A 15200-nucleotide genomic window follows, 5' to 3' on the forward strand; every position below is an offset into this window, starting at 1 on the left:
GCGGGTCAGTTCCCTCAGACAGCGCCCTGCGGCACGGCGCGCTGCACACGCAGCCGGAGACCGTCGGCTTCCTCCGTCACTTCCAAACGTGCGCCAGGATTGAGCCCGAGCCGGCGACGCATTTCTGTCGGCAGCACCACCTGACCCTTGGATCTCGCATGCTGCCAAATCCAACCATCCCGGCAGGCGCCTCGATGCGGCGCACACAGTGGGCGGAGGGTGGCGCCAGCCCGTGAACTGGTTCACGGTCTTGTTGGCTTGCTTCCAATGGGTGACGGTGATCGTGCGATGGGTCACGCAACTGCTTTTTGAACCACCAAACGCAGGCGGCCTGCAGCTACAAACCGCACCCTTGCTGCCCATTCGGGTTGCGGCAAGTCATCCGTGAAATTCATTGAGGAGGTCGATATGCAAAGGTACGCCGCAGAGTTTGTGGGCACGTTCTGGCTGGTGCTGGGCGGTTGTGGAAGTGCGGTGCTGGCTGCCGCGTTTCCAGGGGTGGGCATTGGGCTCTTGGGGGTGTCGCTGGCCTTCGGTTTGACGGTGTTGACGATGGCCTATGCGATCGGCCACATCAGCGGCTGCCACCTGAATCCGGCCGTCTCCATCGGGCTGTGGGCGGGCGGCCGATTCTCGGCGCGCGAGCTGATGCCTTACATCGTGGCCCAGGTGCTGGGCGCCGTGGTCGCAGGCGGCGTGCTGTTCCTCATCGCGTCCGGCAAGGCCGGCTTTGACGTCGCTGGCGGCTTCGCATCCAACGGGTTCGGCGAGCACTCGCCAGGGGGCTACTCCCTGTTCGCCGCGCTGGTGTGCGAAGTGGTCATGACGGCCCTGTTCCTGATCGTCATCCTCGGCGCCACCGACGAACGCGCACCCAAGGGATTCGCACCCATCGCCATCGGCCTGTGCCTGACCCTGATCCACCTCATCAGCATCCCCGTGACCAACACCTCGGTCAACCCCGCGCGAAGCACCGGCGTGGCGCTCTTTGTGGGCGGCTGGGCAGTCGAGCAACTGTGGGCCTTCTGGCTCGCCCCGATCGCTGGCGCCCTGATCGGGGCCGGTGTGTACCGTGTCATCGGCAAACGCTGAACGCCCCCTCAGACCAGAAGCTTCACGCCGGGCGTTTCAAGAGCCGCCCGGCAGCGCAGCAGCGTCACCAACGACTCGCAGAATCAGTGCCTTCCGTTCATGAAAGCAGGCTGAAGATGACAGCGGCCAGTGAACCAAGGCAGCTCACCGCAGCGAGCGCCCTCATGACTTGCGCCACAGGACCCGCTTCCACAGGTGCTCGCACCAGCATGACGCGAAACACGCGGACAGGTCCTTCTTGGAAGACAGGTCGCCGTGGTCGGTAGATTTGCTCACCGTAATCCGGGGATCTCTGCATGACCTCGCGTTGACTCGCGATCGCAAGAATCCACAAGGCGATCGCGGCAAGAACAGCCACCAGGCCAGACATGATGGCGAGCAAAGTCATTGGCGCGTCTCCGGTTCCACGTACTCCCCATCTGCCCCCACCACCACGCCCGAGCCCGAGCCCATCGGCGCATTCAATTGCACGCGATGTGTGCCGATCCGCAGCCGCTCGGTGAACCCGAAATTGCTGCACAGCCAGGCCATGGCCTCCGGCACGCTGGGATGGTGCAGCATGGGGATCACCGCGGCGTCGGGGATGGAGCGATTGGGTGACAACGTTCTGGGCATGACCTGTCTCCGGTAAGCGAGCGCATGAGGCAACGCGCGCCAGTCGTGGTCACCATCAGATCGAGCAAAGATGGCATTGGAGGTCAAGGCCAGTGAAGGATGGATACGTGGCGGACAGTGCCTGGCTGGCTTCGGCGGGAGTGATCGGCCATGGTTTGATGGACCAGTTGATCACGGTGCCTTGAACGGTGGTCAATGCGGCAAATTTCCCAAGGAAGACGACCGACTTCGCGCCGACCTCAAAAGGCTGGGCGAGGCGCTGGTTTCGGATGGGAAAGGTGCCGTTCTTCGCTTTGTTCAAGGTGCCGTAGGTATACCAGTTGGCCACCACATACCGGCCCGGCGGTACTTTGATCATGCTCACCTGATCGCCCACATCCCTCGACAGAAGGACATCCTCGCCAAGAGACAGGCCGTATTCGCGCTTCGTCTCCAGGTTCAGCAGGACAAACGCAAAACCACCGCCGCCCTGCCTGCTGAACGCACCCGCGATGTAGCCCATTGACTCTTCCGGCGAAGCCGTCGGAACAAGCGGCGGCGCAATGCTGGCGCATCCAGAAAAGGCCATGACTGCGAAGGCGAGCAGCGATTGGATGAAGTGATGTTTCACGATGCCAGAAGCTCTAGGCTGAATCTGAGCCCGCAGTACAGGTGGACTCAGACAGGATGGGAGTGACGGGAATGTAATCGTGCTGAAGCCTCACTCTCACTGTGCCCAAGTTCCGAGGCTTGCCCGTATTCGGATGCACGCCTTCGAAGCGGAAAAGCCTGGCCTCAACTCCCCTGCGGTCACACCCTCACCCGATACCAATAGTGATACGCCCTTCGAAACCCCAGCGTTTCGTAAAGGCGAATCGCGCCCACGTTGGCCCCCACCACCTGCAGGTACGCACCGGACGCGCCTCGCTCACTTCCCCAGGCCAGCAGCGCATGGCAAAGCGACGCGGCCAGGCCCCGGCGGCGGTGGTCGGGGTGGGTGGCCAGGTCGAACAGGCCCAGTTGGCCATCGACCAGGACAGCCAGGCCGCAGCAGACCGGCTCGCCGGCCGCGTTGGCCTGCACGGCGAAGGCGCTGGGGTGGCGGACGGCTTGCAGCATCTGCAGGTGCACGGCCTGGTCCGGGCCGAGCTTGCTGGAAATTTGCTGGAAGGCGGTGAGCCAAGTGGTGGGGTCAGTAAGGGTGAGCGGACCGGCGCTGGGAGATGCGGGCAGGTTGCCGGCAATGGTCATCACCAGCGAAAGGTTGGTGAACTGGTAGCCGAGGCTGGCGAGGGTTGAATCCGTGTCTTCAGGCGCGGCGAACGACGTGAGGCGGAAGATGGGGCGCAGGCCGCGTGCCGTGAATCGCGCCTCGATGGCTTCGATCTGCGCGGGTGAGAGGTCCTGCGCAGCGGCCGTGGCATTCGCCGAGTTGGCGCGCTTGGTGTAGCCCTGGGCGTATCGCAAGTGCCAGCCGAATACGTCCTCGTGTTCGAGACTCGGCCAGGCGGCGAAGGCGGCGGTTTCGAGGGCGTGCAGCGGCGACATCAGGCGGACCGGTGAAGCGACAGAAGCGTCGCATCATAGGGGCGGCTCGCTCCGCAGACCGTCCCGCAGCAGCGCCAGGTAACGCTGCGCCACGCTGCTCAGCGGGCGCTCGCGGTGCCACACCACGTCCACCCACAGCGAGACCTGGTTGCTCATGTTGTCGAAGGCCAGCTCGACCAGTTCGCCCTGGCCGGCGGGCGGCAGCATGGAGCGGGGCAGGAAGGCCCAGCCCAGGCCGGCTTCGACCAAGCGCACGGCCGCCATGTGGCTGCCGGCTTCCCAGCGGTTGGCCGAGTGCACCAGGCGCGGGTCGTGGCCGCCGGCCTTGCTGCCGACCAAGATCTGGCGCGTCTCCTGCAGCGTTTCGCTGCGCAGCGGGGCGCTGCCGTCCAGGCCCGCCAGCCAGCTGCGCGAGGCCGCGGCCACCAGCACCTCGCAGCCCAGCTCCTCGAAGCCTTCCCAGGCTTCCAGCGCATGCCGCTCGAAGACCAACGCCAGCTGCACCTCGCCTTCGCGCAGCAAGGCCATGGCCTCGGCCTGGGGCAGCACGCGCACGTCCAGCTCCAGCGGCGGGAAGGCCTGGGCCAGCGCAGCCAGCGGCGCATGCCAGCGGGCCCCCACCAGCTCGGGCGCAATGGCCAATGACAGCCGCGGCTGTGGCGCCTCGTGCAGCGTCAGCGCCTGCGCGGCCAGGCGCTGCAGGTGGCTGGCGGCCAGCCTGGCCTGCGGCAGCAGCGCACGGCCGGCCGGCGTGAGCGGCGTGCTGCGAGGCTGGCGCTCGAACAACTGCAGGTCCAGCTCGGCCTCCAGCTGGGCAACAGCCATGCTGACAGCCGAAGGCATGCGGCCCAAAGCGCGGGCCGCGGCCGAAAACGAGCCGTGATCCACCACGGCCAGGAACACGCGCACGGCTTCGCTGTTGAACATGCTGTCAGCTTAACTGACAGCAGCCGACTGGCAGCTTTCAGCCGGCAACACTACGCTCGCGGCTTTTCGCATGTTGGAAGAGGTGCCCCGATGAATGGGCCAGGATTGCAAGGGCTGCGCCGCAGGGTGCTTTACGTGACCCTCTTCGAGGTGGGTGCCATCGCGGCCAACAGCCTGATCATGCGGGCGCTGGGCCACCCGCTGCCGGCGGCTGGGGCCGTGGCGGTGGCGGCCTCGGTCGCGGCGGTGCTGTGGAACATGGTGTTCAACACGCTGTTCGAGCGCTGGGAAGCGCGGCAGACAACACGCGGCCGCAGCTTTGCGCGCCGGGCGGCGCACGCGGTGCTGTTCGAAGGTGGACTGACGCTGCTGCTGGTGCCGGTGATGATGCTGTTGCTGCAGATCAGCTTCTGGCACGCGGTGTCGCTGGAAGTCGGCCTGATCGCCTTTTTCCTGGTCTACACCTACCTGATGAACTGGGCCTTCGACGCGGTGTTCGGCCTGCCGGCCTCGGCGGCCTGAACGACGAAGGAACAGGCCAGTCAACTTTGCTGCGCGCTTTCCGATATCACTGCCGAGGGCTCACCCAAGCGTGAGTGTGTCTATTCCAGACGTCACAAGGCAGAAGCAGAATGAGATCCATCAAGCAGTTGTTCGGAACCGCACTGATCAGCACGGCCATCGCCACGCTGTTGCTCGTCATGTCGATCTATCAGGTGGGCGCAGCGAGCGACAGGCTGTCGGCCGCGCACGAGTCGCGCCACGTGTCTGCACTGCTGGCCGACGAATTGCGTCAAAGCTCCGATGACCTGACCCGCCTGGCGCGCACCTACGTCGTCAGCGGCGACCCGATGTGGGAACAGCAGTACTTCGAAGTGCTGGACATCCGCAATGGCAAGAAGCCGCGCCCGCCCGGCTACGAAAGAATCTACTGGGACTTCCGCGCGGCCGGCATCGTGCCCTCCGGGCCGGGCCATGAAGGCAGCGGCACCAGCGTGCCACTGCTGGACAGCATGAAAGCGGCTGGCTTCACGCAAGCCGAGTTCGCCAAGCTCAAGGAAGCCGCGGCGAACTCTGACGACCTGGTCAAGACAGAGACCATCGCGATGAACATGGTGAAGGGCCAATACGCGGACGGCAATGGCGGCTTCAGCAAGACCGGCGAGCCCGACCGGGCGCAGGCCCAGGCCTTGATGCACAACGCCGACTACCACCGCTACAAGGCCAAGATCATGAAGCCGGTCGACGAGTTCTTCGGCATGCTGGACCAGCGCACGGCGGCGGCGGTGGCTGACGCCAACGCCTTGCGCCAGCGCTGGTACGCAGCGGCGCTGGCCAGCCTTGCGCTGGTGATCGTGTCGGCAATCGGTTCCCTGTTCTACGCGCGGTCCTGGATCCAGCGCCGGCTGGGTGCCGAGCCGGATGCCGTCGTTGGCGCGATGAACAGCATTGCGCAGGGCAACCTGATCCTGAGCCCCATCCATGGCAAGGCGAATTCGAGCAGCGTGATGGCCGCGCTGACGCAGATGACCGCCAGTTTTGCGAACGCCGTGGCGATGGTCCGCAGCTCGGCCGAAGGCGTGGCCACGGCCAGCGGGCAGATCGCCCTGGGCAACCAGGACTTGTCGGGCCGCACCGAACAGCAAGCCAGCGCGCTACAGCAGACCGCCTCCACGATGGAAGCGCTTGGCGGCACCGTGCGCAACAACGCCGACAGCGCCAAGCAGGCCCATGAGCTGGCGCATGGCGCCTGTGCCGTGGCCGCGCGAGGCGGCGACGTCGTCGGCCAGGTCGTCACCACGATGCAGGGCATCAACGACAGCAGCCGCAAGATCGGCGACATCATCGGCGTGATCGACGGCATTGCCTTCCAGACCAACATCCTCGCCTTGAACGCGGCGGTGGAAGCCGCCCGCGCTGGTGAGCAGGGCCGCGGCTTCGCGGTGGTGGCCTCCGAAGTCCGCAGCCTGGCGCAGCGCAGCGCCGAGGCGGCCAGGGAGATCAAGTCCCTGATCGGTCGCAGCATGGCGCAGGTCGAGCAAGGCACTGTTCAGGTCGATCAGGCCGGCGTGACCATGGGCGAGATCGTCAGCGCCATTCAGCACGTCAGCAGCATCGTGGCCGAGATCACGTCGGCCAGCACGCAGCAGAGCCATGGCGTGCAGCAGGTGGGCATGGCCGTCAGCCAGATGGACCAGGCCACCCAGCAGAACGCCGCGCTGGTCGAAGAGAGCGCCGCTGCCGCAGAGAGCCTGAAGGCCCAGGCACAGCAACTGGTGCAGGCCGTGGCGGTGTTCAAGCTGTCGCCGCAAGCCCAGGCTGGCGCGGCCCATTGAGCGTTGCGCCCCGCGTGACCCCCGGGCATGCGCTCAGGGCCCCGAAAGGCCCTGAGCGCATGCCGTTCTCGGCGTCTCGCTCAAGGTTCGGCGTTGAGCCCGGTTTCCCAGAGCGCCTCGGGCGCCACGAAGATCGAGCGGTCGGCCGGGCCGGCGTCGTGGCTGGCCAGGCGCAGCCAGGCGACGGTGTCGTGGTGGGTGCCGGGCACGCGGTCGGTCGAGCGTTCGGTCATCAGCCAGGTGTGCAGCCGAACGTAGAGCTCGGGATGGTGCTGCTGGGCCCAGGCCAGGCCGACCAGGTCGGCATAACCTTCCTCGCGGCGCACCGCCTTCATCTCGCGGTAGTCGGCCTGCAGCTCCGGCGCGAGGCCTTGCGGCTCCTGCCACGACAGGCCTGCGGGCAGGCCGTACCAGGCGCCGTCCAGGTGACGGCGGCAGTGGGCCAGCTCGTGCGCGGCCATCAGCTCCAGCGCGGGGTTCTGCAGTTCGGGGGCCAGACGGTCCAGCGTGGCCTGGGCTTCGGGGTTGCCGCGCAGCGTGAAGACCAGCTTGCAGCGGCCTTCGACAAAAGCCATCGCGATCGGCGCCGCACCGGGACCGGGCTGCGGCTGCACCACGATGTCCAGCGGCAGCCGGCTTTCCTTGGCAAAGGCAACGACCGGCCATACAGCCTTCATCCAGCTGGTTTCCAGGGCCGTCAGCTCCGCTGCAGCGACCGGCAAGCCTGCCAGGTTCTGCACAAGACCGAGGCTCACAATGGCCCACCCCCGGGCCCACAAAGACTGCTTCACAGGCATCTCCGGCATTCCACGACGCATTGCACGCAACCTTAGGGCCAGCCTGCTCCGTGTCTTCGGCGGAAATGAGGGGTGGCACGAAGCCTGTTACATCCGCGGCGCGGCGGTCACCGCTGCGGCAATTTCTGCAGCGCGCGGCGCGGGGCCCCGCCGGCCTGCCTGCAGAGGGCTGCCTGGGCACGGTGATTGCCGCGGAGGCGGCGTCGGCACACCGTCGGCGTTTGTATCGAAGCCATCATCCAAGGAGACCATGATGAGTCAACAAAACCGCCCCAACGAACCGCAGCAAAAGCAGCAGGAAGCCAGCCAGCAAGGCCAGGGCAGCGGCCAGAAACGCCCGCTGGACCCGCAGCAGCAACAGCAGCAACGCAGCGGCACCCAGGGCCAGCAGGGCCAGCAAAACCCCAAGGACCCGCAACAGCGCAACCAGAACAATGCCAACCAGCAAGGTGACAAGCGCCAGCCCGGCTCTGACGATCAGCAACGCTGATGAATGCCGCGCCAGCCTGCGCCGGAGGCGTGGGCTGGCGCGGCCGCCGGCACGCCGATTGCCAGGGCGGACTCAGTGGCTTGCAGTCCCGAGGTTTTCGGGCGGCAGGCCCTGTTGTCCAAGTCATGCCCAAGCGCTGCGGGCAGGAAAGTGCCCCGTGATGATCGACCTGTCCGCCCTCGCCCCTGTCGTGTTGCAGACGCCCGCCCCCGCCCTCGCTCTCGCGCCGGCCCAGCGCACCCGCCGGCCACCCAGCACCAAGGCCCTGCTCACCTGCAGCCTGGGGCTGGAAGAGCGCGCGGGTGAGGAAATGCTGCTGATCCCCGCCGGCCCCTGCACGCTGGAGCGAAGCCAGCGCCGCATGCTGCTGCGCTGGGTGGACGACGCGGGGCCGGGCGTGGCGAGCGTGTCCACCTCGCTGATGCGCTGCCTGCTGGCACGGGGTGTCTTGAAACAGGACCCGCCCAAGCGTGCCAACACAGGCGGCAGGATGCCGGCGATCCACGCTGCCCGTGCGGCCAGCACCTTCGGTGCCGTGAGCGCCTGAGCCCCTGCCCTGCGGCGCGGCACCGGCCGCCGGGGGCGCATCGGCATGCCGATTGCCGACACCGGCGGCATGTCCGATGTTGCCGCCGAAACCCGTTTCCTTGCTGGCCCTGAACTTCCGGCCGATGGCCGCGTACGCGTGGTCATGGCCGCGGTGCAACCCAGCATCGACGACGGCCGCTTTGCTGCCAAATGCGTGGCCGGCGAGCCCTTCGAGGTCAGCGCCCACGTCTTCACTGACGGGCACGACCAGGTACGCGCCAGGCTGCAATGGCGGCCCGAACGGCAGGACGACGGCGGCGCCTGGCGCGAAGTGGAAATGAGCGCCGCCGGCAACGACGAGTGGACCGCCTGCTTCGTGCCGCCCGCACCCGGCCGCTACCGTTACCGCGTGGCCGCCTGGGTGGACGCGCTGCAGTCCTGGCGCCGCGAGCTGGCCCGGCGCGTGGAGCCGGAAGACATCCAGGCCGCGGCACGCGTCGGCGCCCGGCTGCTGGCCGACGCAGCCGAGCGCGCCGGCCCAGGGCCGGACGTGGCGCCCTTGCTCGCCAGCGCGCAGGCGCTGCAGGCCGGCGGCGCCGCGCCCAGTGACCCGGTCGCGCTGAAGGCCCTGGCGCTGGATGCCACGCTGGCCCAGCTGGCCGACCGCCACCCCGACCGTTCGCTGCAGCTCGTGCACCCCGCCGAACCGCTGCCGCTGGTGGCCGACCGGCTGCGCGCCCGCTACAGCAGCTGGTACGAGCTGTTCCCGCGCTCGGCCTCGCCGGAGCCGGGCCGGCACGGCACGTTTGCCGACGTCGAAGCCCGCCTGCCCTACATCGCCGAGATGGGCTTCAACGTGCTGTACCTGCCGCCCATCCACCCGATCGGCCGCGAGCGGCGCAAGGGGCGCAACAACACGCTGCAGGCCGAGGACGGCGACGTGGGCAGCCCCTGGGCCATCGGCGCGGCCGAAGGCGGGCACCTGGACATCCTGCCGGCCCTGGGCACGGCGGACGACTTCCGCCGCCTGGTGAACGCCGCCAAGGAACGCGGCATCGACCTGGCGATGGACATCGCCTTCCAGTGCGCACCGGACCATCCGTGGGTCGCCGAACACCCGGACTGGTTCCGCCACCGCCCGGACGGCAGCGTGCAATACGCAGAGAACCCGCCCAAGAAGTACCAGGACATCTACCCCTTCGACTTCGAGTGCCAGGACTGGCGCGGCCTGTGGCAGGCGCTCAAAAGCGTGTTCGAGCATTGGATCGCGCAAGGCGTGACGATCTTCCGCGTCGACAACCCGCACACCAAGTCGTTTGCCTTCTGGGAATGGGTGATCGCCGAGCTGCGCCAGGCGCGGCCCGAGCTGATCTTCCTGGCCGAGGCCTTCACCCGGCCCAAGGTGATGCACCGGCTGGCCAAGCTGGGCTTCACGCAGTCGTACACCTACTTCACCTGGCGCCACAGCCGGCAGGAGCTGACCGACTACTTCACCGAGCTCTCGCAAGGCCCCGGCCGCCACTATTTCCGGCCCAACGTGTGGCCCAACACGCCGGACATCCTCAGCGAGCAGCTGCACGGCGCCAACCGCGCGATGTTCTCGCTGCGGCTGGTGCTGGCCAGCCTGCTGGCCGCCAGCTATGGCCTCTACGGCCCGGCCTACGAGCTGCTGGAGAACCGCCCCGCAAAACCCGGCAGCGAAGAGTACCTGGACTCCGAGAAATACCAGCTGCGCCACTGGCAGCTCGACGCACCGGACAGCCTGCGCAACCTGATCGCAAGGCTCAACCGCCTGCGCCGCGAGCACCCCGCGCTGCAGGACAACGCCGGCCTGCGCTTCCACGCCAGCGACAACGACAAGCTGCTCGTCTGGTCCAAGCACGACCACGCGCGGCGCGACCTGATGCTGGTGGTGTTGAACCTGGACCCGCAGCAGATCCAGGTCGGCTGGGTGGACCTGGACCTGGCGGCAATGCAGCTGGCCGCGGACAGGCCGTTCCGTGTCGACGACCTGCTCAACGACCAGCACTTCCTGTGGCAAGGGCCGCACAACTTCGTGATCCTGGACCCGGCGCGCACACCGGCCCATGTGTTCCATGTCCGCCCGCATCCGCGCAACGAGCTGGACTTCAAGGACTTCGCATGAACGCCCCGCTGACCCCCAAGCTCGACACCCCGGACCTGCAGCAAACGGCCCAGCCCGCGCTGGTCCCGGCCGGCACCGCCACGCTGGACGCTGGCGCCATCACCCCGGTGCCGACCGATCCGGCGCTTTGGTACAAGGACGCGGTCGTCTACCAGCTCAACGTCAAGGCCTTCGTCGACTCCAACGAAGACGGCGTGGGCGACTTCCTCGGCCTGGCCAGCCGGCTGGACTATGTGAAGGAGCTGGGTGTCAACACGCTGTGGCTGATGCCCTTCTACCCCTCGCCGCTGCGCGACGACGGCTACGACATCGCCTACTACACCGACGTGCACCCGCAATACGGCACGCTGGACGACTTCAAGCTGATGCTGGCCGAGGCTCACAAGAGGGACCTGAAAGTCATCACCGAGCTGGTCATCAACCACACCTCGGACCAGCACCCCTGGTTCCAGGCCGCGCGCCGTGCGCCGCCCGGCTCGCCCGAGCGGGAGTTCTACGTCTGGAGCGAGACCAACCAGAAGTACCTCGGCACGCGCATCATCTTCACCGACACCGAGACCTCCAACTGGACCTGGGACCCGGTGGCCGGCGCGTATTTCTGGCACCGCTTCTTCAGCCACCAGCCGGACCTGAACTTCGACAACCCGGCCGTGCTGGAAGCCATCCTGAAGATCATGCGCTTCTGGCTGGACCTGGGCGTGGACGGCTTCCGGCTGGACGCGATTCCCTACCTGGTCGAGCGCGAAGGCAGCACCAGCGAGAACCTGCCCGAGACGCACGCCATCATCAAGCAGCTGCGCGCGGCGATTGACCGCGACTACCCCGGTCGCTTCCTGCTGGCCGAGGCCAACCAGTGGCCGGAGGACGTGCGCGAATACTTCGGCGACGGCGACGAATGCCACGCGGCCTATCACTTCCCGCTGATGCCGCGCATGTACATGGCCATCGCGCAGGAAGACCGCTTCCCGGTGGTCGAGATCATGCAGCAGACGCCGGACATCCCCGACAGCTGCCAGTGGGCCATCTTCCTGCGCAACCACGACGAGCTGACGCTGGAGATGGTGACCAGCAAGGAACGCGACTACATGTACAGCACCTACGCGGCCGACCCGCGGGCGCGCATCAACGTCGGCATCCGCCGCCGTCTGGCGCCGCTGCTGGACAACGACCAGGAGCGCATCAAGCTGATGAACAGCCTGCTGCTGTCGATGCGCGGCTCGCCCATCATCTATTACGGCGACGAGCTGGGCATGGGCGACAACGTCTACGTGGGCGACCGCAACGGCGTGCGCACCCCCATGCAATGGAGCCCGGACCGCAACGCCGGCTTCAGCCGAGCCGACCCGCAGCGCCTGTACCTGCCACCCATCATGGACGCGATCTATGGCTACCAGGCGGTCAACGTCGAGTCGCAGACGCGCGACCCTTCCTCGCTGCTGAACTGGATGCGCCGCCTGCTCAGCGTGCGCCAGAGCACCCGCGCCTTCGGCCGCGGCGAGCTGGTCTTCCTCACGCCGGGCAACCGCAAGGTGCTGGCCTACCTGCGCGAGTACGAAGGCGAGACCATCCTCTGCGTGGCCAACCTGGCGCGCAGCGCGCAGCCGGTGGAGCTGGACCTCGCGAAGTACCGCGGCCGCGTGCTGGTGGAGATGATAGGCCGCACGCCGTTCCCGCCCGTCTCGGACCTGCCCTACCTGCTGACGCTGCCGGCCTACGGCTTCTTCTGGTTCCGCCTGGCCGAGAACGCACCGGTGCCCGCCTGGCACACCACGCCACTGTCGGACGACCGGCCGCTGCTGGTGATGTTCGATGGCTGGCGCAGCCTGTTCCCGGAGCAGGTGCTGCCCTCGCGCACCGGCCTGGCCCAGAAGATCCGCGCGCGGCTGGAGAATGACACGCTGCCGCGCTACATCGAAGGCCAGCGCTGGTACGCCGCGCATGGCGAGGCCATTGCCAGCGCGAAGCTCGCCGAACGCTGTGTCTGGGCGCCTGGCCCGGCGGATGGCGTGGCCGCCCTGGTGGCGCGCGGCGAGCGCTGGCTGCTGCCGCTGGTCACGGTGGAAAGTGCCGCGCAGCCGGCCACCGCAGCCGAACCGCCGCGCTACTTCGTGCCGCTGTCGCTGGCCTGGGAAGATGGTGGCGACGAAGACCGCTGGCGCCAGCTGTCACCCGCCGCCATCGCCCGTGTGCGCCAGCAAGGCCGCGTCGGCGTGATGGCAGACGCCTATGCCGACGAAGGCTTCTGCCGCGCCGTCGTCGCGGCCATGGGCGCCGGGCTGGACGCGGCCGGCGAAGTGGGCGAGTTCCGCTTCCGCGCCACGCGCGCCTTTGCCGAACTGGGCGGCGAGGAAGTCGGCAGCCTGGCCGTCACCCGCGTGAAGGCGCAGACCAGCAACACCATCGTCACGCTGGGCGACAGGCTGTTCCTCAAGGGCTACCGCCGCGCGCGCGCCGGGCAGAACCCGGAAGTCGAGATGGGCCGCTTCCTGACCGAGGTCGCGCAGTTCCCGAACTGCGTGCCGCTGGCCGGCACGCTGGAGCATGTGGACAGCGAAGGCCGCTGCACCACGCTGGCCTGCCTGCAGGCCTACGTCGTCAACCAGGGCGACGGCTGGGCCTACAGCACCCACTACCTGCAGCGCTACCTGGAGCTGTGCATGGCCAGCGGCGAGCCGCCGCAAGGCCACGCCGGCTACCTGGCGCTGATCCGCACGCTGGGCCAGCGCACGGCCGAGCTGCACCAGGCCCTGGCCAAACCGACCGGCGACCCGGCCTTCGACCCCGAGCCGCTGACCGCCACGGACCTGCAGGCCCATGTGCAGCGCCTGGCCGCCGAAGGCGAAGCCGTGCTGGACAAGCTGCAGGCGCGCCAGGGCGAACTCACCGGCGCCTGCGGCAACGAGGTGGCCGGCGTGCTGGCGCTGCGCGAGCACCTGCTGGAGCGCCTCACGGCCCATGCCACCCAGCCGCCCGCAGCATGGAAGACCCGCTACCACGGCGACTACCACCTGGCCCAGGTGCTGCTGACCAAGGACGACTTCGTCATCACCGACCTCGAAGGCGAGCCCGGTCGCAGCGTGGACGAGCGCCGGGCCAAGGACTCGCCGCTGCGCGACGTGGCCGGCATGCTGCGCTCGTTCAGCTACGCCCGCCTGGCCGCGTTGCGCGCCGCAGCCACCACCAGCGAACACATGGCCCAGCTGGCGCCGCTCTCGCAACAATGGGAAAGCGAAGCCCGCACCGCCTTCCTGGCCGGCTACGATGAAGCGGCCCGCTCCAGCACCTCGGCCGGCGGCCTGACCCTGTACGACCATGCGCTGCTGCCCGGCCAGGGCCTGCTCGGGCTGTACGAGCTGGAGAAAGCCTTCTACGAACTGCGCTACGAGCTGGACCACCGGCCCGACTGGGCCTGCATCCCATTGCAAGGCATGCTGGGCCTGGTCGAACAAGCTTCGGCCGGCTGACAGGCCGCTCAACGAAAGGACCGCCCCCGTGTTGCTCACGACCAGCCCGTCCCCGCCGCTCACCGGCCACGCACTGATCGATGAAGGCACTCGCCGCTCGTGGCAACTGCTGGAACGCAACCTGTCGCCGCAAGGCGTGCTGGCAGCCAGCCGCACCGCCGCGGCCGAGGCGCGCAGCTACACCCGCATCTTCGGCCGGGACGCCGCCATCTGCGTGCTGGCCATGGCCGGCAGCGGCCTGCCGGCGCTGGAGCGCGCCGCTGTGGACAGCCTGGCCTCGCTGGTGCAGTTCCAGGCGCCCAACGGGCAGATCCCGAAGTACGTGGACCCGGAAGGCCGGGACGCCGACTTCTGGTACCTCGGCTGCATCGACGCCACGCTGTGGTGGCTGATCGCGCTGCAGCATGTGCGACAAACCAGCCCGCTGGCACACGAGACCGAGGCCTGGGCGCCGCAGGTCGCACTCGCCATCCAGTGGCTGCAGGCCCAGGAGCACCAGCGCTTTTTCCTGCTGCAGCAGAACGAGGCCAGCGACTGGGCCGACATCATGCCGCGCTCGGGTTTCGTGCTGTACACCAACGCCCTGTGGTTCCAGGTCAAGACGCTGTACGGATTGCCGCAACTGAGTGAAACCCGCTACCACTTCAACCACCTGTTCCACCCGCAGCAGGGCGACCTGCCGGACTACCGCCGCGCCCGGCTGCTGAGCCACTACGCCCGGCGCGAGCGCCAGCACCCCGAGCTGTACCTCAGCTTCGTGAACCTCTCGTTTGCCGGTGACGAGGGCGACGTGTTCGGCAACCTGCTGGCCGTGTTGTACGGCCTGGCCAACCGGCCAATGGCGCAGCAAATCCTGCGCGCGCTGCAGCAGGCCGGCGTGGCCGATCCGTACCCGGTTCGGGTGGTCACCACGCCGATTGCCGAAGACGACGAACTCTGGCGCGCCTACATGGGCCGCCACCAGCAGAACCACCCGCACCAGTACCACAACGGCGGCATCTGGCCCTTCGTCGGTGGCTTCTGGGTCATGGCCCTGGCCAAGCTCGGCCAGGCCTCGGCAGCGCGAGATGCGTTGGTCCGCCTGGCCGAGGTCAACCGCATGGACGACTGGCGCTTCACCGAATGGCTGCACGGCCAGACGCTGGCGCCGATGGGCATGCTGGGCCAGAGCTGGAATGCCGCGACCTACCTGCTGGCGCAACGCGCGCTGGGCGCTTCCACCGCCAGTCAACGCTGAGCAGCGCCCTGCGCGGCAGCTGCAGACTTGAAGCCGAACGC

At 67.9% G+C, this 15200-nt stretch carries 15 protein-coding genes; 8 read left to right on the plus strand and 7 right to left on the minus strand.

What is annotated here, in order from left to right; all coding sequences use genetic code 11:
* Positions 1–14: 14 nt before the first annotated feature.
* The gene (locus tag AC3WR5_RS16365; RefSeq protein ID WP_492485751.1) at positions 15–140 is read right to left on the minus strand and encodes an AbrB/MazE/SpoVT family DNA-binding domain-containing protein; all 126 of its coding nucleotides are present in this window, start codon (positions 138–140) and stop codon (positions 15–17) included.
* Between the two features lie 268 nt (positions 141–408).
* Between AC3WR5_RS16365 and aqpZ the strand changes: the two genes are divergently transcribed.
* Entirely contained in the window at positions 409–1092 is a 684-nt protein-coding gene (gene aqpZ, locus AC3WR5_RS16370; RefSeq protein WP_492485752.1) for an aquaporin Z, read from the plus strand.
* A gap of 97 nt (positions 1093–1189) precedes the next feature.
* Here aqpZ and AC3WR5_RS16375 read toward each other — a convergent pair whose 3' ends face one another.
* The 5 genes from AC3WR5_RS16375 to AC3WR5_RS16395 all read right to left on the minus strand — a co-directional run bounded on the left by AC3WR5_RS16375 (position 1190) and on the right by AC3WR5_RS16395 (position 4161).
* A complete protein-coding gene (locus AC3WR5_RS16375; protein ID WP_492485753.1) occupies positions 1190–1480 on the minus strand; it encodes a hypothetical protein in 291 nt (96 codons plus the stop codon).
* Entirely contained in the window at positions 1477–1707 is a 231-nt protein-coding gene (locus AC3WR5_RS16380; RefSeq protein WP_492485754.1) for a VOC family protein, read from the minus strand. The genes AC3WR5_RS16375 and AC3WR5_RS16380 overlap by 4 nt, the downstream gene beginning before the upstream one ends.
* A 55-nt stretch (positions 1708–1762) precedes the next feature.
* Positions 1763–2317 (minus strand): hypothetical protein, encoded by a 555-nt coding sequence (locus tag AC3WR5_RS16385; RefSeq protein ID WP_492485755.1) that lies wholly within the window; start codon positions 2315–2317, stop codon positions 1763–1765.
* Positions 2318–2496: 179 nt separating this feature from the next.
* The gene (locus AC3WR5_RS16390) at positions 2497–3234 is read right to left on the minus strand and encodes a GNAT family N-acetyltransferase (protein WP_492485756.1); all 738 of its coding nucleotides are present in this window, start codon (positions 3232–3234) and stop codon (positions 2497–2499) included.
* 33 nt (positions 3235–3267) lie between these two features.
* Entirely contained in the window at positions 3268–4161 is an 894-nt protein-coding gene (locus AC3WR5_RS16395) for a LysR family transcriptional regulator (protein ID WP_492485757.1), read from the minus strand.
* Positions 4162–4251: 90 nt separating this feature from the next.
* On the opposite strand from AC3WR5_RS16395, the gene AC3WR5_RS16400 reads away from it, so the two are divergent.
* Complete coding sequence (locus tag AC3WR5_RS16400) at positions 4252–4683, plus strand: PACE efflux transporter (RefSeq protein WP_492485758.1); 432 nt, start codon at positions 4252–4254, stop codon at positions 4681–4683.
* A gap of 110 nt (positions 4684–4793) precedes the next feature.
* On the plus strand, positions 4794–6497 hold the full coding sequence (locus AC3WR5_RS16405; protein WP_492485759.1) for a methyl-accepting chemotaxis protein: 1704 nt from the start codon (positions 4794–4796) through the stop codon (positions 6495–6497).
* Positions 6498–6577: 80 nt separating this feature from the next.
* Here AC3WR5_RS16405 and AC3WR5_RS16410 read toward each other — a convergent pair whose 3' ends face one another.
* A complete protein-coding gene (locus AC3WR5_RS16410; RefSeq protein ID WP_492485760.1) occupies positions 6578–7174 on the minus strand; it encodes a hypothetical protein in 597 nt (198 codons plus the stop codon).
* Between the two features lie 373 nt (positions 7175–7547).
* Between AC3WR5_RS16410 and AC3WR5_RS16415 the strand changes: the two genes are divergently transcribed.
* The 5 genes from AC3WR5_RS16415 (at position 7548) to AC3WR5_RS16435 (ending at position 15159) form a co-directional block, all read left to right on the plus strand.
* On the plus strand, positions 7548–7784 hold the full coding sequence (locus tag AC3WR5_RS16415) for a hypothetical protein (RefSeq protein WP_492485761.1): 237 nt from the start codon (positions 7548–7550) through the stop codon (positions 7782–7784).
* 160 nt (positions 7785–7944) lie between these two features.
* Entirely contained in the window at positions 7945–8331 is a 387-nt protein-coding gene (locus AC3WR5_RS16420) for a hypothetical protein (RefSeq protein ID WP_492485762.1), read from the plus strand.
* Between the two features lie 45 nt (positions 8332–8376).
* Entirely contained in the window at positions 8377–10458 is a 2082-nt protein-coding gene (locus AC3WR5_RS16425) for an alpha-1,4-glucan--maltose-1-phosphate maltosyltransferase (RefSeq protein WP_492485763.1), read from the plus strand.
* Positions 10455–13922, plus strand: coding sequence for a maltose alpha-D-glucosyltransferase (gene treS, locus AC3WR5_RS16430; protein WP_492485764.1), 3468 nt, complete (start codon positions 10455–10457; stop codon positions 13920–13922). The genes AC3WR5_RS16425 and treS overlap by 4 nt, the downstream gene beginning before the upstream one ends.
* Positions 13923–13950: 28 nt before the next feature.
* A complete protein-coding gene (locus tag AC3WR5_RS16435; protein ID WP_492485765.1) occupies positions 13951–15159 on the plus strand; it encodes an amylo-alpha-1,6-glucosidase in 1209 nt (402 codons plus the stop codon).
* The last annotated feature ends 41 nt before the right edge of the window (positions 15160–15200 follow it).

Source organism: Ideonella sp. FW305-24, assembly GCF_058788035.1.

Bases quoted from the DNA above. Each gene is read 5' to 3' on its own strand.
- AC3WR5_RS16425 (WP_492485763.1), top strand. From the start codon at position 8,377: ATGCCGATTGCCGACACCGGCGGCATGTCCGATGTTGCCGCCGAAACC.
- AC3WR5_RS16400 (WP_492485758.1), top strand. From the start codon at position 4,252: ATGAATGGGCCAGGATTGCAAGGGCTGCGCCGCAGGGTGCTTTACGTG.
- aqpZ (WP_492485752.1), top strand. From the start codon at position 409: ATGCAAAGGTACGCCGCAGAGTTTGTGGGCACGTTCTGGCTGGTGCTG.
- AC3WR5_RS16405 (WP_492485759.1), top strand. From the start codon at position 4,794: ATGAGATCCATCAAGCAGTTGTTCGGAACCGCACTGATCAGCACGGCC.
- treS (WP_492485764.1), top strand. From the start codon at position 10,455: ATGAACGCCCCGCTGACCCCCAAGCTCGACACCCCGGACCTGCAGCAA.
- AC3WR5_RS16380 (WP_492485754.1), bottom strand. From the start codon at position 1,707: ATGCCCAGAACGTTGTCACCCAATCGCTCCATCCCCGACGCCGCGGTG.
- AC3WR5_RS16410 (WP_492485760.1), bottom strand. From the start codon at position 7,174: ATGAAGGCTGTATGGCCGGTCGTTGCCTTTGCCAAGGAAAGCCGGCTG.
- AC3WR5_RS16415 (WP_492485761.1), top strand. From the start codon at position 7,548: ATGAGTCAACAAAACCGCCCCAACGAACCGCAGCAAAAGCAGCAGGAA.
- AC3WR5_RS16420 (WP_492485762.1), top strand. From the start codon at position 7,945: ATGATCGACCTGTCCGCCCTCGCCCCTGTCGTGTTGCAGACGCCCGCC.
- AC3WR5_RS16395 (WP_492485757.1), bottom strand. From the start codon at position 4,161: ATGTTCAACAGCGAAGCCGTGCGCGTGTTCCTGGCCGTGGTGGATCAC.
- AC3WR5_RS16375 (WP_492485753.1), bottom strand. From the start codon at position 1,480: ATGACTTTGCTCGCCATCATGTCTGGCCTGGTGGCTGTTCTTGCCGCG.
- AC3WR5_RS16390 (WP_492485756.1), bottom strand. From the start codon at position 3,234: ATGTCGCCGCTGCACGCCCTCGAAACCGCCGCCTTCGCCGCCTGGCCG.